This window comes from Gimesia sp., from assembly GCF_048262075.1.
In the GTDB taxonomy this organism is placed as follows: Bacteria; Planctomycetota; Planctomycetia; order Planctomycetales; family Planctomycetaceae; genus Gimesia.
This window is the reverse complement of record NZ_JBLXFK010000013.1, coordinates 149079-168984: the sequence shown is the minus strand read 5'-3', so window position 1 is coordinate 168984 and position 19906 is coordinate 149079. Positions and strand designations below refer to the sequence as shown.

The following is a 19906-nucleotide window of genomic DNA, read 5'->3' as shown; positions in this document are numbered from 1 at the left end:
AACCATGGGTATACTGCAAGATGATTCAATTCATCATTCTTTTCGTTTCCCTTTGGCGTTTACCTGTAATCGTTCTTTTATTGGGTGTTTAGCATTCTTAATTTGTATTACGATTATAATTGTGTTGGTTTGGATGCTTGCTCCTAATGAAGTGGTTCTTCGCTATGATTTAGAATCAAACCAACTCCGAAGGTCTACGACTAGAGTTCGGAAAATGGGACCATCAGCAGTGCCAATTATATCGGAGTATATGTCACACAATAATGCAATTACGAGACTTAATACCGTTATCACCTCTATGGAATTAATTAATTCGCACCCTGAAGAAAGTGACGTTTTAGTTCCTGGGCTTTGTAAACGTGCACTACATGATCCTAACAAAACTGTTAGGATCTATGCACTTCTTGCTCTTCGAAGCGTAAAGTTTGAATCTAAGGAAATTGATAATACTGCATTACAACTGATTGCCAATGCTGAAGATGATATACGGCTTGCAGCAGAAGAATTGTTGTTATCACGTATTAATGTTTCAAGTAATTTGTGCAACGTCAAAGATCAACTAAAGTCCCAACTCAGAGAATCAGAAACTAACTCTGACGAAGCAAGAGTCCTTAAAGCAATTTTAAAAAAATGTGAGAGCCCTTAAAGGTAACCGTTTCAGCAAATACACGGTCTATCAACGACTGAACTGAATCACTGCCGGTTCAGCGTCGGCGGGCTTCCGGGTGGTGCTTGAGCCATTGGTCCGGCAGCAGTTCTTCTATGCGATCAGTGGCGTGATCGGTGATCCGTGTCCTTCCGGTGAGCGTAACCGGCCCACGAAATACACCTTGACGGCTATTGTATTCTGAATGTGTTTCAACCCAACATATTCAGGAGTGAACGCGATGCCCATATCCCAGCCAACACAACGTGCCGACCAGCGGCGGAACCCGGACAGGGAAGCGTACTGGCGAACAACTATTTCCGACCGGCTGCAGTCAGGACTTTCGATCCGTGCCTTCTGTGAGCGTGAGGGACTGAGCGAACCAGCTTACCATTACTGGCTGTAAGCAACGGTTAGCAATTACATCACAGAAGTTGCCAAGTTGGGAGGTTATCTGGCGCGCGGGAAAGACCCACCCCCGGGTAACATGGTGCTCTGGCGCGGCTTATCACGACTCACTGATATCCAAATAGGATTCGAACTAAGAAAAGGGGTTGTGGGTAATTGAAAGTTTGCTGAAACGGTTACGACTACTATGCGTTGAAGAAGCGGATTTTCCTGGCGGAAGGGCAGCTAGCGGAGAACGGCTCGGCATTTGTCGAATTACCGTCCGTCCCTGCCCCGGTTCCCGCATGCGTGATCGAGTGGGAGGACCATGTCTTCAAATGTAATTCCAATCTCATTGAAATTCTGTCCGCGATTTGTCCGCGGTAATTCCATTGATAAAAAAAGGACTCAGAGCGATATTGCCCTAAGTCCTTATGTTTCAAAGTGCCCAAGAGAGGACTCGAACCTCCACGGGGATTACCCCCACTAGCCCCTCAAGCTAGCGCGTCTGCCAATTCCGCCACTTGGGCTCATTTGTGACTCAAATCAGATGACCTGTACGGATGACTGAAAATGGTCTCAATGAAGAGGATTTCCCAGTATAACAATCCGGGGAGGGCCATCAAGGGAAGTGGATGGCAATCTGGGGATGAAATGACCGGGATTTCAGGAAAATGCTCCTGCAATGCGTTTAAACTTCCTCTCCCTTAAAATCTGTATTTTTTGTAAACTGTACAGCCCCGATTTCAAGAGCAACGGAGGCCTGCTGCTCTGTGACGCGTTTTATTCGAACAAGGATGTCCGATGCTGTTTCAAACCCGAAAGAACGAAAAACTCCCCGTGCACTGTCTGCTGTGGGGATTGCTCTTCCTGTTGGGCTGCTGTTTGAATCTGCCGTCCCTGTCTGCTGACACACGATCCCCGTCTGCAGGTTCGCCTCTGCTGGACGATGCCAACCTGCATGCCGTCCAGTTTCTGGGTAAAAATACCGGCTGGGCCGTGGGTGACCGGGGGGTGATTCGCAAAACCGAGGATGGTGGCCGCACCTGGCAATTCGTCGCCAGTCCCGTGGATTGTCCATTGAAGAGCATCTGTTTTCTGACGAATCAGATTGGCTGGATTGCGGGTGGAGGCACCGCGGCTTACGGGCATCTGAATCAGGGCGTGCTGCTGTTCACAAAAGATGGCGGGCAGACGTGGCAGGAACTGGTGCAGCAACGATTGCCTCGACTGCATTACGTACGATTTTTCGGGATGGATGAAGGTGTGGTGATCGGCGACAGTTCGGTGCAGCATGCGACGGGCGTTTTTAAAACCACAGATGGCGGACAGACCTGGCAGGATGTGACCGGGTACGAATCCGCCGGCTATCGGAGTGCCTCATTTTTTGATGTTAATACGGGGCTTGTTGCCGGTTCCCAGGGACGAATGACGCTCGTCGGTGGCGGAACCGTTTTGCCTCCACGATTTCCTCCACAGGGATTACGCGGTCTGCAGGATGTCCAGGTTCCTATGACGGGGGCTGGCTGGATGGTCGGCGATGGAGCGCTGTTGAGAAAAACAGAGAACCGAGGGATCGTGTGGGAGATGCCGGAAACGGCGCTGCCCGATCAACTGAAAGATTTTACGGATTTCAAAACGGTCGAAGTTCGCGGCGAGCGGATCTGGGTCGCCGGTGATCCGGGTTCGGTGATCTGGCATTCGGACGATCGAGGCAGAACATGGCGGCAGCAGTGGACCGGTCAGAGTGCGCCGCTGGCGTCGATTGATTTTGCGGACGATCAGCATGGTTATGCCGTCGGTGCGCTGGGAACGATTCTATCGACCGATGATGGCGGACGGACTTGGCGCTCGAATCATGCGGCTCCCCGCCGCGTGGCGTTCATGTGCGTGCACGCTCAGCCGCAACAGGTTTCATTTGATCTGCTGAGTAAATATGCCGGGGACCAGGGATATCGCAGCCTGGTGGTGTTGCCGATTCGCCGTGATCTGGGTTCGGAGGGGCAAAAGAATGCAGACTTGGATTTGCGATTGAATGAAGCGGTGACCAGTGTGGGGGGCGCTGTGGGGAGTATGGACTGGCGTTTTCCAGTGCAGATTCCCGAATTGGAACAGAATGCGGATCGCCTGATTGAGGAATGGAACCGACATACGGAGGGGCGGCTGGCGTCTGTCACGTTAAGTCGTTTTGTCGCTCAGTTGCGAACATGGCGACCGGAAGTATTGATTCTGGATCAGCCGGTGGGAAAGGATGCGGCTTCGACATTGATGAAAGATGCGATGCTGCAGGCCGTGCGATACGCGGCTGATTCCACGCGCTATATTGAACATCGCGAACAGGCGGGGTTGGCTCCCTGGAAGGTCAAGAAAGTCTATTTGCGGCTGCCTGAGGGGAGTTCAGGGAACGTATCAGTGGACGCGGACGAATATCTGCCTCGACTGGGAACGACGGCTTCGACAGTGTCGGCGACCGGGAAACAGATCCTCGGAAAAGCACTGAGTTCCGATGCGTCCCGCAGCGTGTATCGCCTGATTGAGGTTGAGCAGGGCAAGCAGGCAGCGATTAGTGGGGGAAGCCTGTTTGCCGGTATTGGTCTGGCTCCGGGTTCGGATGCCCGCCGGATGCTGAATGAAATCAAGGCTGCCGATGAAGAACGCAATCGCAAGCTGGCAGAGCGTCAACGGAATATCAGAGCGATGGCAGCGAAGCTGATTAATGACCCGCTGTTTTCTGCACAATTGATGTCACATTTGAAAACGATCACCCGCGGGCTCTCCCGCAGACAGGCGGCCTTGCAACTGGAACAACTGGCGCAGCAGTATGTGGCCAGCTATGACCTGGTGAAAGCAGAAGCGACCTACCAGGAACTGGTAGAACAGTTCCCGCACGAGCCGGAGGCGGTGCGGGGGATGCTGTGGCTGTTTCAACTCTGGTCGAGTGAAGAAATCGCGTGGCAGCGCAATCGAGGTGTGCCTGTGGAACGGACGCGGTCGACGAGTAATCCCGGTCAAGCAGGAAGTCCGGTACGGAATGCATTTCAGTTTTCCGAGCAGTTGCCTTCCCCTTCTCTGCAAACGGTGAGACAGGTGGGCCAGATCAATACCGGGGCTCCCGAGAACTGGAGTGCACAGAATGCGGAGAGCTGGAAGAAGCAGGCGTTGTCCGCAGTTCGCTGGTTCCAGAAGTATGCACCGGCATTTTTTGAAACACCCGAAGTACAGATTCCACTGGCCTCGTTGTATCGGCTGATCGGTTCACACGGTAAAGCGGATGACATCTTTCATAACTTTCACAAGCCCGAGGCGAATGAATCGTGGAGGAACATTGCCAAAGCGGAGAACTGGTTACTGCATCCGGCTGATACGCCGCCTCGCCCCGTGTATCTGTGTCGCTTTACCAAAACGCGACCGGTACTGGATGGTCTGCTGTCAGACGAATGCTGGCAGGCCGCTGAGGAATTAACGCTGTTAGAGAAACCTGCTGTTGGTAGGGAGAATCAAGCGGATGCAGGTGTTAATCCCTTGGACCGCGCGTTTGTGCTGTTGTCTTATGACAATGAAAACCTTTACATCGCGGCCAGTATTCCGATCAAGGCGGGTCTGGATTATCCGGCGGCGCCGGATACCGGGCGCAGGTATGATGCGGATCTGAAACTACAGGATCGACTGTCGCTGGCATTTGACATTGACCGGGATTACACCACATTTTATCAGATGGAAATCGATCATCGGGGCTGGACCAGTGATCGCTGCTGGATTGATCGCAGTTGGAACCCGCAGTGGTATGTGGCCCGGGAAAAGGATCAGCAGAGCTGGCGGACGGAGATCGCAATTCCCCTGTCCGAGCTGGCGCCTTCGACCCGCTTGAAACGCAGTACGTGGGGACTTTCAGTCGTACGGATTCTGCCTGCGATGGGTTTGGAGGGCTGGAATCATCCGCTGACGGTGGAGCCGCGACCCGATACGTTTGGTCTGATTCGTTTTGAATAGTCGTGCGGCACTCGAGAATTGAAGACGATTTCGTTTTTGCAGGTGGGCAACATTTCGTTAGCGGAATGAATGACCTATCATGGCTCGAAGATGATTTTCAGCGGAGACGAGTACTCTGCGACGCATTCCTCGAGCAGACTGTGGTTGAAAATGGGATTTATCGTTGGTATGGATGAAGCGGGTTATGGTCCTAACCTGGGGCCACTGGTCATCACTGCCAGCTTGTGGAAAGTGCCCGATGATCCGCGGCAGTTTGATTTCTGGCCGGTTTTAGAGTCGATCGTTTCGCAAAAGAAGCCGCGCAAGAACTCTAAACATCTGCATGTGGCCGACTCCAAACAGGTACACTCCGCGAGCGCGGGGCTGGCGCCGCTGGAACGTTCGACGCTGCCGTTTCTGCAACTGCATAGTCAGACAGAGCAACTGGCTTCGCTGGGAGAACTATGGCGGTTGCTGATTGGGAGTCCCAATCATCTGGATGAAATTCATAGAGAACCCTGGAGCGGGGAACGGCGGTTTGAACTGCCTTCAGTCGTTGACGTTGAGTCGATTGAGGAGTCTCGACAGCGTCTACAGCAGGCTCTGGAGTCTGCCGGCATTGAGCTGAGGGGGATCTGCTCGGAGATTGTATTACCCGCACGGTTCAATACTTTGTGCCGGGAATATGGCAGTAAAGGGGTGCTGCTGACTCGACTGTGCATGAATCTGCTGACGCGAGTCTGGGACCGGGAGTGTTCTGAGCCGACGCTGATTATTGGCGATAAGCATGGCGGGCGGAATCGCTACGATGAATTTCTGGATGAAATTCTGGACGGGGAGATGATCTTTCGCGTGGAAGAATCGACCCAGAAGAGCGTCTACAGGATCGGCAATACAGAAGTCCGTTTTCAGACGAGGGCAGAGGAACATTTCCCGGTGGCCGTGTCTTCAATGGTCTGCAAGTACACGCGCGAAGTGATGATGGAGCAGTTTAATCAGTATTGGTGTCAGCACGTATCAGACCTGAAGCCGACGAAAGGTTATCCCGTCGATGCCCGCCGTTTCAAAAATGAGATTGCAGTAGCACAGGAGCGATTGGAAATATCGGATCAGGTTCTGTGGCGCGGACAGTGATGCGAGAAGTTATTCATCTGACAGTGGTTGAGTTTGCGGCAGAAAATAGCTGCTGAGAATGCCGACGACAAAGACAGTTGTGGCGCCGATTAAAGTATACCACGGCCAGGCGACTTCCTGTTTCATGGCGAAGGCCACGTAGAGTACAACTGCGAGTCCGATGATAAAGCCGAGCAGGGCGGACGCTTGTGATGCCTGTCTGCTGAAGGTCGCCAGAAAGAAGATGCCCAGAATCAGCCCGGTAGAAATTCCGGCAATCGCCAGGACGCTACCGACCACACTGCTGGAAATAGATTGACTGGCAATGCCCACCGCGATTTGCGCACAGCCAAACAAGGCGGTAAAAACGCGGCTGAGACTGACGAGTTCGGACTGCTGTTTATGGATTGAAGTGAGCGGCAGATAAAAGTCATTCACGAGGGCACTGGTGGTGGAACTGAGTGAACTGGAGAGTGTCGACATGGCGGCGGCGAAGACGGCGGCCAGGGTCAGTCCTTTCACTCCCACGGGCAGGTGGTCGATAATAAAGGACGCGAAGACTTCGTCTGGTTTCTCGAAGGGAGTTATGGGAGGAAACGCTGAGTAGAAAGCGGCGAGTGCGACGCCCAGCAGCAGGAATAATGCGAATTGTGCGAAAACAAGAAAACCGCTGAAGCCCAGTGCTCTGGCGGCTTCCTTCTGGTTTTTCGCACCCAGGTAACGTTGGATCATGAGCTGGTCGGCTCCGTGTGTCGCCATCGAGAGGAACAGGCCTCCTACCAGGCCGGCCCAGAAGGTGTAGCTCTTTGCGAGGTTCCAGTCGAAATCAAACATGGTGAATTTGTGATGGGTGGCAGCGAACTCCTGGTAACTGTTCCAGCCTTCGGGCAGGTCATTGATGATCACAGCGAACGCAAACACGGCACCGGCGATATAGATGACAAACTGCAGGCAGTCGTTCCAGACAACCGACTTCATCCCCCCCAGGCAGGTGTAGATAATGGTGCCAATTCCAATGACCACGACACAGAGGGGGAGTGGAATGCCGACGACTTTTTCCAGAACGAGCGCGGTCAAGTAGAGCCTGAGACCATCGGCGAGTGTCCGCATAATAATAAAGGTCAGGGAGGAGACCCGCTCGGTTGTGCCCCCAAATCGCTTTTTGAAGACTTCGTAAGCCGAATAGATTTCACCTCGAAAATACAAGGGGAGTAGAAACAGAATGACGAGAAAGCGGCCCACAATATAGCCGAGGGGGAGTTGCAGAAACTGCAGGTTGCCGCCCGGTGCAAACGCGATCCCCGGCACACTGAGGAAAGTGACGGTACTGGTTTCGGTGGCGACGATCGAACCCAGGATGGCCCACCAGGGAAGCGATTTGCCGCCAAGCAGGTAATCGGACAGATTTTTCTGACGCCCACCAATCCAGGAACCGAACAGGACCACGCCCAGCAGATACAGGACCAGGATGATCATATCTGTTGTTCCGATGGCGATATTCACTGCGACGAGACCTGGATTCATGGAAAGTCAATCGGGTTGTGGGAGACGGGCGAAATGTGAGACAGACACGAACCTGATCAGAAGCGAGTGATACTGATTCAGAAACAGGAGTTCTATCCTTTCAGGATTCGAGAACCCGGTTATCATAGTAACTGGCCGATTTTGTTTTTGACAGTCCGAGATGATTTCAAAGTATTGAACGCATCTGGATTATTTCCATTCCCTCCAGGCAGATTCCGACAAAAAACATGTTAGAGCATTTGACGACCGAGCAGCGTAATCCTGCATCAGACCAGATTGATTCGATGAGCAGCCAGGAAATTGTGCAGCTGATGAATGCAGAAGATGCCAAGATCGCGGCGGCTGTGGAGAAAGAAGCCGCGACGATCGCTGCTGCCATCGATCTGATTACCGCAGCATTTCTGCAGGGAGGTCGGTTGATCTATATGGGAGCGGGGACATCCGGTCGACTGGGTGTGCTGGATGCCAGTGAGTGTCCTCCCACGTTTAACAGTCCGCCTGAGCTGGTGGTGGGCTTGATCGCCGGGGGTGAAGCGGCACTGACGAATGCGATTGAAGGGGCAGAGGATCAAACAGAGTCAGCCGTCACCGATTTACAGAAGCTGGATTTCGGGAAAGATGACATATTGGTGGGAATCGCGACCAGTGGACGGACGCCTTATGTGATCGCTGGTTTGAAGTATGCGGGAGAGCAGGGGGGACAGACGATTGCCTTGACGTGCAATCAGGAGAACCAGTTATCGGAAGTGGCGGCATTGACAATCTGTCCGGTGGTAGGGCCGGAAGTCGTAACCGGTTCTACGCGTTTAAAAGCGGGGACTGCTACGAAAATGGTCTTGAATATGTTAACGACGGGGGCAATGGTTCGCATTGGGAAAACTTATGGTAATCTGATGGTGGATTTGCGGGCGACGAATCAGAAACTGGTCGACCGTTCGATTCGGATTCTGATGGCATTTACCGATTTGTCCCGTGAAGCAGCGGCTACAGTACTCGGTGAATGTGATGGGAAATTAAAAACGGCGATTGTGCATGTTAAACGGAATGTTTCTCCTGAATCGGCTGATGAACTGCTGACTCAGGCAGAAGGGCATCTGCGACGGGTTCTGGAAGAGCGACCGTAATATGAATTTGAAGTCAAAACAGTTGGTACTGGGAATCGACGGAGGGGGTTCCACAACGCGGGCTGCGCTGGCGGTGGTTTCGGAAACATATGATTTTCATGTTGTCGGTCGTGGAACTGCAGGGGCTTCGAACTTCAATTCCTGTGGCTGGGAGTCTGCGACGCGCCAGGTTGTGCTGGCGATCCAAAGTGCATTTGAGTCGGCGGGAACAGAGCCGCATCGTGTCTTAGCGATTTGCCTGGGGATGTCGGGAGCGGGGCGAACTGCAGAGCAGCAGGCATGGATTGGCTGGGCGGCAGAAAGCGGAATTGCAGCGCAGGTGAGTGTTGTGACGGATGCGGAAACGATCCTGGCAGCCGGATCTCCGGAAGGAACGGGAGTGGCTCTGATTGCGGGAACGGGATCATTGGCGTTTGGCAAAAACGCAACAGGTCAGATCGCCCGTGCGGGAGGCTGGGGGTATCTGCTGGGTGATGAAGGCAGCGGGTATCAGATTGCGCTGGCGGCCCTGAAGGGGATTGCCCGCGCCGTCGATGGGCGTGGGCCGGACACACGTTTGCAACCTGCGTTTCTTGAAACGCTGGGTTTGAATGATCCGCGGGCATTAATTGGTTTTCTGTATCAAGCCGAACGAGAGCGAAGTGAAATTGCAGGTTTGTCACATCTGGTATTCGAGGTGGCAGGCCAGGGAGATGCAGTGGCGCGTGATATTTTGCGACGGGCGATTTTGGAACTGACAGAGTTGGTACAGTCGGTGGTCACTCAGTTGCATTTTAATAGTGGCGACTATGCGTTAGCTTTAACGGGAGGCCTCCTGCTGCATCAGCGGGAGTTTCGTGTTTCTTTGCTGGAGCGTTTACGGGAGCAGAAATGGGAACCTGCGGTGATCGAGTGTGTGGATGATGCCAGTCTGGGGGCGGTTCGACTGGCGATCAAGGGTTTGCTGCCCGAATGACTTTGGATCAATTATTCTTCCGGAAATTCGGTGGGTAGTTGGAGGTGTTTGATCGGGTAGGGGCTGCATTGCTGTTTCCAGCCGCCATCAACGGTGATGGAGGTTCCGGTGAGGTAGCTGGCGTCATCGCTGGCCAGCATGACAATGACGCGTGCAATTTCCTCGGGTTGTGCCCAGCGTCTGAGCGGGATCATATCTTCGGAAGCCTGTCGGATTTTCTGGCCTGTTGTCTGTTGCTGGTCTGTGGCGATATCTTTGCCCATGGCGGTGTCGATGGCTCCGGGATTGACGCTGACAGCACGAATGCCGGAGGGACCATATAAAGTTGCCAGTTCGTAGGTAAGCGAGTCCAGCGCTCCTTTGGCGGCGACATAGGCCGGGCTGATGCCAGCTGCCATTTGTGACTGAATACTGGAGACATTGATAATCACGCCGCGCTGTTGGGCTTCCATATGTTCGGCACACCAGCGAGAAAGAAAGGCGGGTGCCGTCAGGCAGACACGTAGAGTTTTTTCCCAACTGGCCAGTTCAATTTTTCGCATAGTCGTAATTTCACGCCACGCCGCATTATTGACGAGGACATCTATACGACCCCAGTTTGAGATACATTGTTCAACGGCGGACTGTGCATACTCCAGATCGGAAAGATCGCCGAGACAAGTCAGGAACTGACCTCCCGCCTGTTCAATGCGGCTGGTGACAGGCTGTAAATCTTCACCGGGGAGTGCCAGCAGTACGCAGTCATAACCCTGTTTGGAAAAGCGAACCGCGGTTTCGCCGCCGATACCTCCTGCGGCGCCGGTGATGATGGCAACAGGTCGCTGATTCATGATCTGATCCTTCGATTTTCAATGCTGTTACTGGGGTGTGTCGCGAGAACTGACTAATACTAATGGTGTTCTGTTTCCAGGATGACCGCCAGCCATTCGTTTTGTTCGACATAGGGTAATGTGCGGAGTCCGAGGATGACCCCGGTCTGTTTGGCTGAGACGGTTGTGACTTGATCGCCGGTGACTGAGGTGATGGTTCCCAGTGAATCGCCGGCTTGAACATGATCCATCAGTTTTACAGCAGGTTCAAAGAAACCAGTGACTGGCGCGTTGTTTTGGAGTTGCAGATGGCCGCTCTCGTTACGGTCATCTTCGATATGGTACAGAGGTGATTTCCGTTCGATGGATATTTCCAGCATCTCCAGTTCCTCCATCACGGAGAGGCAGCCTGACGTGTAACCTGCGACGGCTTCGGGATTGCAGCCACTGCCGCCCCCCCATTCGGCATAGATGGCGGGGACACCCAGGTCACGGGCAGCGGAGAGTGAGCGACCATCCAGATGGGCCGAGGTTCCCCAGGCCACAGGCAGGTTGAGCGCGAGTGCCATCCTGCGCTGCCTATCCAGGATTTCAGGATTGGGATGCAGGGTGTAACCGGAGAAAGGGGCCAGATTGGAGATCACGCCTCCGGTATGCAGGTCGATCAGGTAGTCGGCTGACTGAATGAGTTGCGTCGCCTGGCTGGCGATCTGCTGGGTAATGGTTCCTTCGGGCGAGCCGGGAAAGGTGCGGGCCAGGTCCAGATTGTCTGGTCCAGTGCGGCTGGTTCGTTCGTAAGCAGGCTCGTTCACGACGGGAACGAGCGTGACTTTGCCGGATAATTTTGTGTTGTCGATGCTGGTGATCAGTTTGCGGACAGCGGCCATCGGTTCATATTCATCGCCGTGGATGCCTCCAAAAATCAGCAGGTGAGGACCGGGCTGAGTGCCTTCAATGATTACCGTTTGAAACAGACTCTGTTCAGGCATGGAATGATTCCAGACAGGAGGGAGGCAAATGCGGGATCAGCTGGGGCGATCAGTTTTCCATTCGATTTTAGCAGTGCTGCGTAATGACTGAATGGTTTTGTCCCAGAGGGATCGCGAGAGGCTGCGATAAATTTCGCCGCGGACATCTTCCAGGCTGAACTGTCCGGGGTGTTTCTTGTTGAGTTGGGCGATGTGAATTCCAAACGGGGTTTGAAATGGTTCGCTGATGGCACCTTCTTCGAGCGGAAAGATCTTCTGCGTTAAAACGAGGGGCATTTTGCCACGATAGGCGGAGGGTACGAGTTTGCCTCCGTCCTGTTTGCTGGGAGCAGCTGAATATTGTGCTGCTGCTTCTGCAAAAGTGAGCTTGCCTTCCAGAATCTGCTTGCGAATGTCTGCCAGTTGTGTTTTGGCTTTGTCGACGGATTCCTGATTCGATGGATCTTCCAGTTTTAATAAGATATGGCTGGCTTCGATTCGAGTGCCATCTAATTTTTCATGATGCTCTGTAAAGTAGTTCTGGATTTTGTCAGGTGTAATCTGGTTGCTGGCATAGATGCTCCATGCAAGTGGCAGTTCGATGGTTGCACGTAGTTTTTCCGGAGTGAAGCCCAGCTTAGACAGGACCTGATCCGGATCATTGCCAGTTTTCTGGATGAGTGCTCGGACACGGGACACACTTTGATCGAGGATTTCAGCGGGGACTGTGATTTTCTTGTCAGCCAGAAATTCCTGAATCAGCCGCTGATTGATCAGGCTTTCCAGCATTTGTGCAGGGGCCGGTTTCTGATCACCGGCCATTCTGCGAGTGAGTGTTGCGAAATCCAGTTCTGCCTGGGTGATCGGGCGACCGTTTACAGTGACCAGAACTTTTGTCGAGTCTTTAGCTCCTGAAACCTGGTCGGCGGCTGAAAGTGAGCCGGGTGCAGGAGAGAAGATCAGGAGAGCCAGCGAGCTGACGATAAGAACGGAGCGGAGAGAGATAAACATTCCAGATTGCTTCCTGCGATAAATCAATTCGAAATCAAAACCGGCTACGCTGGGCATGATGGCCGATTGTAGTGTGTCGGAGCTGACTTGTCAGTCTGAATTCGGTTTGCAAAATAATGAAATTCAAAGTTGGACTGAAACTGCAAACATCCTAGAATCATGCCTGTCAGTGATGTGCGTTTTCTCTGGTATCTGAAAAGATCCAGCGTACGCAGGTTTCTGGAGCCTATCCGTTTTCATTTCGATTCAGAGGGGGACCAGTCTATGTGGTCTATTATTTTCGCAAAGGAGAAGCCTGCTACAACAGCTGATCCGCTACATACAGTCACTGGGATCTGGGATACGGTCAAAGAATATCTGGCAACGCAGGGGACCCAGTTAGGCATAAATATTGTGCTGGCTTTACTGATATTCCTGGTTGGTAAGTGGATAACCAACATTCTGAGCCGATTCTGTAACCGGTTGATGAAACAGGCGAAGGTCGATGATACGCTGGCTCGTTTCCTGTCCAACATCATTTATTCTATCTTGATGGTGATGGTGATTCTGGCCGCGATTTCAAAACTGGGAATCAACACGAACTCCCTGGCTGCGGTATTGGCGGCAGCTGGTTTTGCGATTGGAATGGCGTTCCAGGGGACACTGGGAAATTTTGCTTCAGGAGTGATGCTGATTTTATTCAAGCCATTTCGTGTGGGGGACTATATTGAAGCAGGTGGGACAGCGGGGATTGTTGAAGAAATCCAGATCTTCTCCACCTATTTGCGGACTGGCGACAACATTGCCATCGTTGTTCCCAATGGCCATATCTCCGGAGGAACGATCAGGAATTATTCAAAGAAGCCAACTCGGCGAATCGACCTGGTGATTGGTTGTGGATATGACGATGATCTGAGGGCCGTTAAATCGTTTCTGGAAGAAGTTGTGCAGGGAGATGAGCGGGTACTTTCTGATCCTGCTCCCGTTGTCGCTGTCAATGAACTGGGTGACAGCAGCGTGAACTTCGTAGTGCGTCCCTGGGTCAACAATGCAGATTACTGGACAACCCGCTGGGATCTGACGGAGCGGATCAAACTGGGCTTTGATGAGCGAGGCTTTAATATTCCCTATCCAACCCGCGATTTACATGTTTATAACGAGTCTCCCGTCACTGGTGACTGACAGCTATTTTTATTCCCGTTCCATCCAAATCACAAAGTCTTGCGACAGAATTCTGTTGCGAGACTTTTTTCTTAGATACCAGAAGTACCTCAGGAATGCGGGTGGATCGATTTCAGGCGAAAGATTCAATCCTGCAGAGTGTTTTTTTCGAAATCCGGTCCCACTTACTTCCCCTTGAATTCGTATGAAAGAGAGAGACGATTTTCGGTTGCTTCTTCCCTATCAAGTCCGTCTTGGAGTGTGGTAATTATCCAACAGGTTACCTGTGTGAATAGACACTATTCGGAATAATCGGAACGCCAGTAATTTAAATCGACCTGTTTACTCAATATGCAGGGTGTTACCTCCACGTATTCAATTCAATTGTAGTTTATACTTTCTCTAGAAGTCATCGGGAAAGAGGAAGGTCTCGACTGATTTTAATCTATAAATATAGTCTATATCGCAAATAATCGCTGAATAAGTTACCCGGTTGATCAAACCTGGTAGATGCCAACTCAAGCAGGCCCGAGTTGACTTCTGTTTGGTCAATCGGGTCTTTTTACGTACTGATCTGAATGAAATGATTTAGGCGGTTTCATATCTGAAACTGAAGTGGCAAAATAGCTAAGATGAAAAAATGAATACCATTATTTTGCGGGGCGTTTGTAATTATGTGAAGATTCCGTATTATATTAAGTCACAGCGACAGGACGTTTCACTTTTCTGCAGCTTTTGCTCGCCAAGTTGCACCAGTCTAATGAGGGTCTGTTCTCGCTTTTTAATGATGTTCAAGTGATTTGTTGAATTTATCTGGCAACCTGTCGTTGTTAACTTCATTTCTTTCTATATACGTAGAGTGACTATGCAATCCCCACACCGACCGAGCTTACTACGAAAAATGAACGTTCGTAAGGTTTTGGAAGTTATCCAGAGCCAGGGAACATTAACCCGTGCTGATGTCATGCGTTGCTCAGGAATCAGTGCTCCCACAGTATCGAAAGCCGTCAGTGCTCTACTGGAAGCCGGGCTGCTCGAAGAACGGGAGACGGCTGAGTTTTCTGTAGGGCGTCCGGGCAAATTGTTACAGCTTCCCCGTTTCAGTGCACAGGTGATCGGCGTAGTTCTGGAATGGGATTATTGCTCCGTCGTGGCATCTGGTCTGGACGGTCATTTGCATGAAGACAAACTGGATCGCTTTAAAACCCCGCAGACATATTCAGAGCTGATTGAAATTATCTCGGGTAAGATCCTGAATCTGGTAGAGAAGGAAGAGATTCCTGCGCTAGGTGTCGGGATTACGGTGCCCGGTCTGGTTAACAGTAACGATGGTCGCATTTTTCTCGCTTCGAACCTGCATATCGTCGATGGACAGGCTCCCGCAATCGACATTGCCAGCCGAACCGGTCTGGAATGTGTGCTCGTACAGAAATCGACTTCGTTATGTCTGTCAGAGAAGACCTATGGCGCAGGTCAGTCCGTAGAAGATTTTATTAACCTGGATGTCACCTCGGGATTTGGGATGGGGGTCTTCACGGGAGGCCAGTTGCTAGATGGCCAACATGGTCTAGCGGGTGAGATTGCACATATCACAGTGGAACCCCAAGGGGGCCGCATGTGTGGTTGTGGTAATCTGGGATGCCTGGAAACCGTTGCCACCGATTTAGCATTAACGCATTATGTTTCGAAGCGACTTGGTAAGGACCTCGAATTCGAAGCGATTGCAGAGCTCGTGAAGCAGGGGGAGCTGGATATTACTCCCGAGTTAGACCATACGATTGAATTCCTGGCCATTGGTGTTGCTGCGGCGATCAATATTTTCAATCCGGCGAACATCTTTATTACTGCCCGATTATTCGATCTGCGTGATGATGTATTCGATAAGATGTGCTCGATTGCAAAGAGTCGCGCATTGCAGCCATCCTCAAGTTCCTGTGAAATTGAACGTTCAAAAGGAAATAAATATCTGGGGGCTGTCGCCGGTATTATCAACCACCTGGCGAATTCATTAGGACCACGTTTGACTTAGACCTGCAACAGGGAGATCCAGGGGTCTACAGCGTAGGAAGATGACTAGAAGATGGCATCTGCTGCCGATCAGATTACCAGCGAAACTATTTCAGAATCAATTCATTTACTGGAGCAGTCTGTTCGCAAAATCGAGCACTGTCTGAAGCAGCTTGATTCCGATCAAATCTGGTGGCGACCTGCACCGGAACTCAACAGCATTGGGAATCTGATCCTGCATATTTGCGGCAACTTGAACCAGTGGGCCGTCAATGGAATCCCTGATCTGCCGGATGAGCGACAGCGTGACCTGGAATTCAGAGCTGATATCAGTCTCTCCGTAGATGAGTTAACTGGATTGATGAATCAGACCGTCGCGCAGGCAGCCGCCGTCATTCATTCACTTTCGCCAGAAAATTTACTGGAAACACGTCAGATCCAGGGGTTCACGGTGACTGTCTTGGGAGCCATCTCTCATACGGTTCCCCATTTTGTCGGTCACGCACATCAGATTATTTATCTGACACGTCTGCAACTGGACAACGCATACCAGTTTGACTGGTTCCCTGGTTCGCAACAGAAACGTGTACCGATTTAGCCAAACGCTTTTTGTCTTATAGTGTTTTCAAATTCACATCGTCTGCGATCTTTAGACTGTGACCAGTTTTACTGTAGCGTCTCCAGTTCCATTTCGACTGAGTCTGTTAGATTGACAGATGCTATGGTTAAATGTGATGCGATCCAGTCAGGAAAAACTCTGTCGAGAATCTCATTTTTGAGAGGTCGAAGTTTATTTTTTAGAGACCGTATCCGCGTTACAATATTAACCCAGAGTCTCTGTCTCTTCTTGATGAGGTCCGTAAAGGCGTTAGTGTTATGTCCCGTAAAGGAAAAAAGTCTTCCAGTAAGACTGAGAAACGGGTTTCCAGAAAAACGATTGAGGCAGCGTCACCAGCTGCTGATATTTCAGTGAAAGTGGAACAACAGTCTTCCCTGTTTCCACATGTGAGCCGTCTGCCTGTAGAGCTGTTATTTTTATCGCTCTTGCTGATCTGGACGTTTCTGGTTGCCTGTTTTCCGTTACGGAATATGGATATCTGGTGGCATCTGCGGACAGGACAATTGATTCTCGAACGTGGTACGGTTCCGTATTTCGACTGGTTCACTTTTATCGACTATGATCGACCCTGGATTGATCTGCACTGGGGGTTTCAGATCCTGGTGACCTGGCTTCATCGTTGGGGCGGTGTGGACTTACTGATACTGGCCAAGTCATTCTGCCTGGCTCTGACAATTGGTGTGGCCTGGTATGCTTCGGGCAGATCATTGCCTGCCTGCTGGAAAGTTTTGTGCTGGGTCTTACCGGTGATTTGTCTTTCCGGTCGCTCTGTTGTTCGTCCCGAAATGTTATCACTGCTGTATCTTGCTATCTGGATGTACGTCATCAGTCGTCTGCCCTCGCATCCCAGGCTGATCTATCTGATTCCCCTGATCACGTTACTGTGGGTCAACAGCCACGCATTATTCGTGCTGGGACTGGTCGTCAGTGGACTGTTCGTAGTGGATTATCTGATTCGAGTCTGGGCACAGGGGCGATTTGGTATCGACGCGCCCCCCGATTCGCTGTCTGTCGTCATGCTCGTCAGAGCAGGCGTGTTGACAGTGATTGCCTGTTTTCTGAATCCCTACTTTGAGCAGGGTGTTTTATTCCCGCTGACACTGTATGAAAAGTTTTCCGTGGATCAGGCATTTTATTCCGTGAGAGTCGGTGAATTTCAACGTCCGCTTGATTTTATCAGGCAGCATGGTCTGGGAAATCTGTTTTTGTTATCACAGGTTCTGCTGGCGCTGCTGACATTTTGCAGTTTCATTCCTCTATTGATTTCCAGACGTGTGAACCCGTTTCGAATTCTTCTGTATATTGCCTTTACGCATCTGGCATTGAAGGCTTCGCGAAACACGGCAATCTTCGCCCTGATTTCGGGAATGATCCTTTCTGATAATTTATCGGATTGGGTGCAGATCGCTGCGTCACGGACCTTACCGGCTCACAAGGGAGCTGGCATCCGCGGACCTCTCCGATTTTTTGATGAATCTTTATTCAAAAATGGGAGCAGTGCGGTCATCTTGCTGTTTCTAATGATCAGTGTCTTTACCGGTTACTGGCATCGGTGGGGGGGCGAAGGGAAAGTTCTGGGGCTGGGAGAGCAGGAAGCATGGTATGCGCATGCAGCCTCGAAATTCGCAGGACAGCCGGGAATGCCGGATCGCGCCTTTGTTTCGAATAACGGGCAGGCGGCTGTTTATATATTTCATAATGGACCCGAACAAAAAGTTTTTTTCGATGGCCGACTGGAAGTCAATTCCAAAGAGACTTTTCAATTATATGAACAGTTTCAACAGCAGATGTCGTTTAATATGTCTGGCTGGGCCTATCTGCTGGAAGATGAAAACGGGCAGCTTCCCGCAATTATTCTGGATAGTCGTTTTTCGCGAAACGAGATTAATGGCCTGTTAAATAACCCGCAATGGCGACTGGTATTTGCGGATCAGGTAGCCGCCGTATTTCTCGATCAAAAGACGACAGATCGACTGAAGCTACCACTTGCAGACCCGGCTCCACTTCTCTATCCGCCAGGGATGAAGGTTCTCGAAAGAAAATGATCTATTGAATCGCTGGCTGTAAGCAAATCAATTGAATTTCAACTGACACAGAGACGTGGCGCTTGCAAATCGGATAAATTCACAGGACATTAACTGGTAGATGACGTTCATTCAATGTCAACCGGCTTACATGGATTAGCATGCAGGCCATCTTTTAATATTTGAACCAGGGGAAACAGCATGAGGATTTCAGTGATCAGAACAAAACTGATTTATACTATTACGCTAGGCATGTTCTTAATGACTGCCGGTCTGATGCAGGCTCAGGAAGCGGAGCAGCAGACATATAAGGTACCGATGTCGAAGCTGGAACTGGAGTCGGGAGATTCCATTGTATTCCTGGGGGACAGCATTACTCACCAGTGTCTGTATACACAATACGTGGAAGACTTCTTTTACACACGTTATCCCAAGATACGATTGAAATTCCACAATGCAGGTGTCGGTGGAGCCAAAGCCTGGGATGCCCTGGCACGTTTCGATCGGGATGTGGCAGCTTATAAACCCAAGTATGTCACAATTCTGCTGGGGATGAATGATGGTCAGTATCAGCCATTCAATCAAGAGATTTTTCAGACCTATTACAATGACATGAAAGAGCTGATCACAAAAATTGAAGCGATCAATGCCAAACCTATTTTAATGACCCCTACGATGTTTGACGCACGGGCTGCAAGAATGGGTACGCGGAAGCGTGATCCCAGTGCTGTCGAATTATACAACTCGGTACTGGCTTATTATGGAACCTGGTTGCGTGAGGTGGCAGCGGAATCCGGCTTTGGATTTGTGGACATGTATGGCCCCTTGAACAACATCACCATTGCCGCTCGTCAGAAAGATCCCAACTTTACCATTATCCGTGATGCTATTCACCCTAATGCCCCAGGGCAGGTTGTGATGGCATTCGCATTGCTCTCTGATATGAATGTGAAACGGCAGGTTTCGCGCATCACGATCAGTGAAAAAGCCAATGGTGAGCCAGCGGCAGTTGCACGAGGTGGAAAACTGACTGATCTGGTTTATGGTGAAGACGGAGTTTCCTTCACCTGGCTGGCAGACAGTCTGCCCTGGGTTGTGCCTCAAGAAGCTCAGTTGGGGGCTGAACTGACAAAGCTGGGACATCGTATGAGCCAGGAAGCGTTATCGATTCACGGTCTGCCTGCTGGTCGCTATGAACTGACGATTGATGATGCAGTGGTTGGACAGTATTCGAATACCACTTTAGCACAGCATATTGAATTACAGGGGAACTCAAAAACTCCCCAGTACCAGCAGGCGATGAAAGTGGCGCTGCTCAACAAAGAACGCAATGACGGTCCTGTGAAAGATAAACGGAACAGCTGGCGGGCATTTCAACAGTTCGCCCGCATCAAACGTAAGCTGGATGCAGAGGAAGGTGAAAAGAACACCCAGAAACTGGAGGGCCTGCAGAAGCAACTGGCCGGCCAGGAAAAAACGATTCAGGAGAGTGAAGCGGCTGCCCTGGCTTTGGAAGATAAGATTTACGAAGTGAATCAGCCTGTGGCGCGGAAATATGTATTGAAGAAAGTAGCCGCTGGTAAGAAGCAGAAATAAAACTGCAGTGAGCA

Annotated in this window: 15 protein-coding genes, 1 tRNA gene and 1 pseudogene; 12 read left to right on the top strand and 5 right to left on the bottom strand. The window is 51.0% G+C overall.

The genetic code is table 11. The features are described from left to right. Nucleotides 1–4 precede the first annotated feature (4 nt). From ACN0YH_RS22165 to ACN0YH_RS22155, 3 genes and pseudogenes are all read left to right on the top strand, one after another. The gene (locus tag ACN0YH_RS22165; RefSeq protein WP_417381780.1) at nt 5–646 is read left to right on the top strand and encodes a HEAT repeat domain-containing protein; all 642 of its coding nucleotides are present in this window, start codon (nt 5–7) and stop codon (nt 644–646) included. Between the two features lie 241 nt (nt 647–887). Further along, nucleotides 888–1052, top strand: a complete 165-nt coding sequence (gene tnpA / locus ACN0YH_RS22160) for an IS66 family insertion sequence element accessory protein TnpA (RefSeq protein WP_417381779.1) — start codon at nt 888–890, stop codon at nt 1050–1052. A gap of 15 nt (nt 1053–1067) precedes the next feature. Beyond that, nucleotides 1068–1214: pseudogene (locus tag ACN0YH_RS22155) on the top strand (IS4 family transposase); the annotation flags it as partial. 264 nt (nt 1215–1478) lie between these two features. On the opposite strand, the gene ACN0YH_RS22150 reads toward ACN0YH_RS22155, so the two are convergent. Continuing rightward, a tRNA-Leu gene (locus ACN0YH_RS22150) sits at nt 1479–1563 on the bottom strand. Between the two features lie 274 nt (nt 1564–1837). Between ACN0YH_RS22150 and ACN0YH_RS22145 the strand changes: the two genes are divergently transcribed. Both ACN0YH_RS22145 and ACN0YH_RS22140 read left to right on the top strand, forming a co-directional pair. Then, nucleotides 1838–5023 (top strand): YCF48-related protein, encoded by a 3186-nt coding sequence (locus ACN0YH_RS22145; protein WP_417381778.1) that lies wholly within the window; start codon nt 1838–1840, stop codon nt 5021–5023. 150 nt (nt 5024–5173) lie between these two features. Beyond that, nucleotides 5174–6136 carry a hypothetical protein gene (locus ACN0YH_RS22140; RefSeq protein WP_417381777.1) on the top strand — a complete coding sequence of 321 codons (963 nt, stop codon included), beginning with the start codon at nt 5174–5176 and terminating at the stop codon, nt 6134–6136. 9 nt (nt 6137–6145) lie between these two features. Here ACN0YH_RS22140 and ACN0YH_RS22135 read toward each other — a convergent pair whose 3' ends face one another. Next, on the bottom strand, nt 6146–7639 hold the full coding sequence (locus ACN0YH_RS22135) for a sodium:solute symporter (protein WP_417381776.1): 1494 nt from the start codon (nt 7637–7639) through the stop codon (nt 6146–6148). Nucleotides 7640–7866: 227 nt separating this feature from the next. Between ACN0YH_RS22135 and murQ the strand changes: the two genes are divergently transcribed. Together murQ and ACN0YH_RS22125 are read left to right on the top strand one after the other, a co-directional pair. Then, nucleotides 7867–8763 (top strand): N-acetylmuramic acid 6-phosphate etherase, encoded by an 897-nt coding sequence (gene murQ / locus ACN0YH_RS22130; protein ID WP_417381775.1) that lies wholly within the window; start codon nt 7867–7869, stop codon nt 8761–8763. Nucleotide 8764: 1 nt separating this feature from the next. Next, entirely contained in the window at nt 8765–9718 is a 954-nt protein-coding gene (locus ACN0YH_RS22125; RefSeq protein ID WP_417381774.1) for an N-acetylglucosamine kinase, read from the top strand. Between the two features lie 11 nt (nt 9719–9729). Here the strand turns inward: ACN0YH_RS22125 and ACN0YH_RS22120 are convergent, their stop codons facing one another. The 3 genes from ACN0YH_RS22120 to ACN0YH_RS22110 are packed head-to-tail and all read right to left on the bottom strand — an operon-like array spanning nt 9730 to nt 12506. Continuing rightward, entirely contained in the window at nt 9730–10548 is an 819-nt protein-coding gene (locus ACN0YH_RS22120) for an SDR family NAD(P)-dependent oxidoreductase (RefSeq protein ID WP_417381773.1), read from the bottom strand. 59 nt (nt 10549–10607) lie between these two features. After that, complete coding sequence (locus ACN0YH_RS22115) at nt 10608–11516, bottom strand: succinylglutamate desuccinylase/aspartoacylase family protein (RefSeq protein ID WP_417381772.1); 909 nt, start codon at nt 11514–11516, stop codon at nt 10608–10610. 36 nt (nt 11517–11552) lie between these two features. After that, nucleotides 11553–12506 (bottom strand): peptidylprolyl isomerase, encoded by a 954-nt coding sequence (locus ACN0YH_RS22110; RefSeq protein WP_417381771.1) that lies wholly within the window; start codon nt 12504–12506, stop codon nt 11553–11555. A gap of 264 nt (nt 12507–12770) precedes the next feature. Between ACN0YH_RS22110 and ACN0YH_RS22105 the strand changes: the two genes are divergently transcribed. The 5 genes from ACN0YH_RS22105 to ACN0YH_RS22085 all read left to right on the top strand — a co-directional run bounded on the left by ACN0YH_RS22105 (nt 12771) and on the right by ACN0YH_RS22085 (nt 19892). Then, nucleotides 12771–13667 (top strand): mechanosensitive ion channel family protein, encoded by an 897-nt coding sequence (locus ACN0YH_RS22105; protein WP_417381770.1) that lies wholly within the window; start codon nt 12771–12773, stop codon nt 13665–13667. 844 nt (nt 13668–14511) lie between these two features. Next, complete coding sequence (locus ACN0YH_RS22100; protein ID WP_417381769.1) at nt 14512–15675, top strand: ROK family transcriptional regulator; 1164 nt, start codon at nt 14512–14514, stop codon at nt 15673–15675. Nucleotides 15676–15726: 51 nt separating this feature from the next. After that, complete coding sequence (locus tag ACN0YH_RS22095; RefSeq protein ID WP_417381768.1) at nt 15727–16251, top strand: DUF1572 family protein; 525 nt, start codon at nt 15727–15729, stop codon at nt 16249–16251. A gap of 278 nt (nt 16252–16529) precedes the next feature. Next, entirely contained in the window at nt 16530–18317 is a 1788-nt protein-coding gene (locus ACN0YH_RS22090; RefSeq protein WP_417381767.1) for a hypothetical protein, read from the top strand. A 180-nt stretch (nt 18318–18497) separates the two neighbouring features. Next, nucleotides 18498–19892, top strand: a complete 1395-nt coding sequence (locus ACN0YH_RS22085) for an SGNH/GDSL hydrolase family protein (protein WP_417381766.1) — start codon at nt 18498–18500, stop codon at nt 19890–19892. The last annotated feature ends 14 nt before the right edge of the window (nt 19893–19906 follow it).

Coding starts and splice junctions, on each gene's coding strand:
- ACN0YH_RS22165 (WP_417381780.1), top strand. CDS start 5: ATGGGTATACTGCAAGATGATTCAATTCATCATTCTTTTCGTTTCCCT.
- tnpA (WP_417381779.1), top strand. CDS start 888: ATGCCCATATCCCAGCCAACACAACGTGCCGACCAGCGGCGGAACCCG.
- ACN0YH_RS22145 (WP_417381778.1), top strand. CDS start 1,838: ATGCTGTTTCAAACCCGAAAGAACGAAAAACTCCCCGTGCACTGTCTG.
- ACN0YH_RS22140 (WP_417381777.1), top strand. CDS start 5,174: ATGGGATTTATCGTTGGTATGGATGAAGCGGGTTATGGTCCTAACCTG.
- ACN0YH_RS22135 (WP_417381776.1), bottom strand. CDS start 7,639: ATGAATCCAGGTCTCGTCGCAGTGAATATCGCCATCGGAACAACAGAT.
- murQ (WP_417381775.1), top strand. CDS start 7,867: ATGTTAGAGCATTTGACGACCGAGCAGCGTAATCCTGCATCAGACCAG.
- ACN0YH_RS22125 (WP_417381774.1), top strand. CDS start 8,765: ATGAATTTGAAGTCAAAACAGTTGGTACTGGGAATCGACGGAGGGGGT.
- ACN0YH_RS22120 (WP_417381773.1), bottom strand. CDS start 10,548: ATGAATCAGCGACCTGTTGCCATCATCACCGGCGCCGCAGGAGGTATC.
- ACN0YH_RS22115 (WP_417381772.1), bottom strand. CDS start 11,516: ATGCCTGAACAGAGTCTGTTTCAAACGGTAATCATTGAAGGCACTCAG.
- ACN0YH_RS22110 (WP_417381771.1), bottom strand. CDS start 12,506: ATGTTTATCTCTCTCCGCTCCGTTCTTATCGTCAGCTCGCTGGCTCTC.
- ACN0YH_RS22105 (WP_417381770.1), top strand. CDS start 12,771: ATGTGGTCTATTATTTTCGCAAAGGAGAAGCCTGCTACAACAGCTGAT.
- ACN0YH_RS22100 (WP_417381769.1), top strand. CDS start 14,512: ATGCAATCCCCACACCGACCGAGCTTACTACGAAAAATGAACGTTCGT.
- ACN0YH_RS22095 (WP_417381768.1), top strand. CDS start 15,727: ATGGCATCTGCTGCCGATCAGATTACCAGCGAAACTATTTCAGAATCA.
- ACN0YH_RS22090 (WP_417381767.1), top strand. CDS start 16,530: ATGTCCCGTAAAGGAAAAAAGTCTTCCAGTAAGACTGAGAAACGGGTT.
- ACN0YH_RS22085 (WP_417381766.1), top strand. CDS start 18,498: ATGAGGATTTCAGTGATCAGAACAAAACTGATTTATACTATTACGCTA.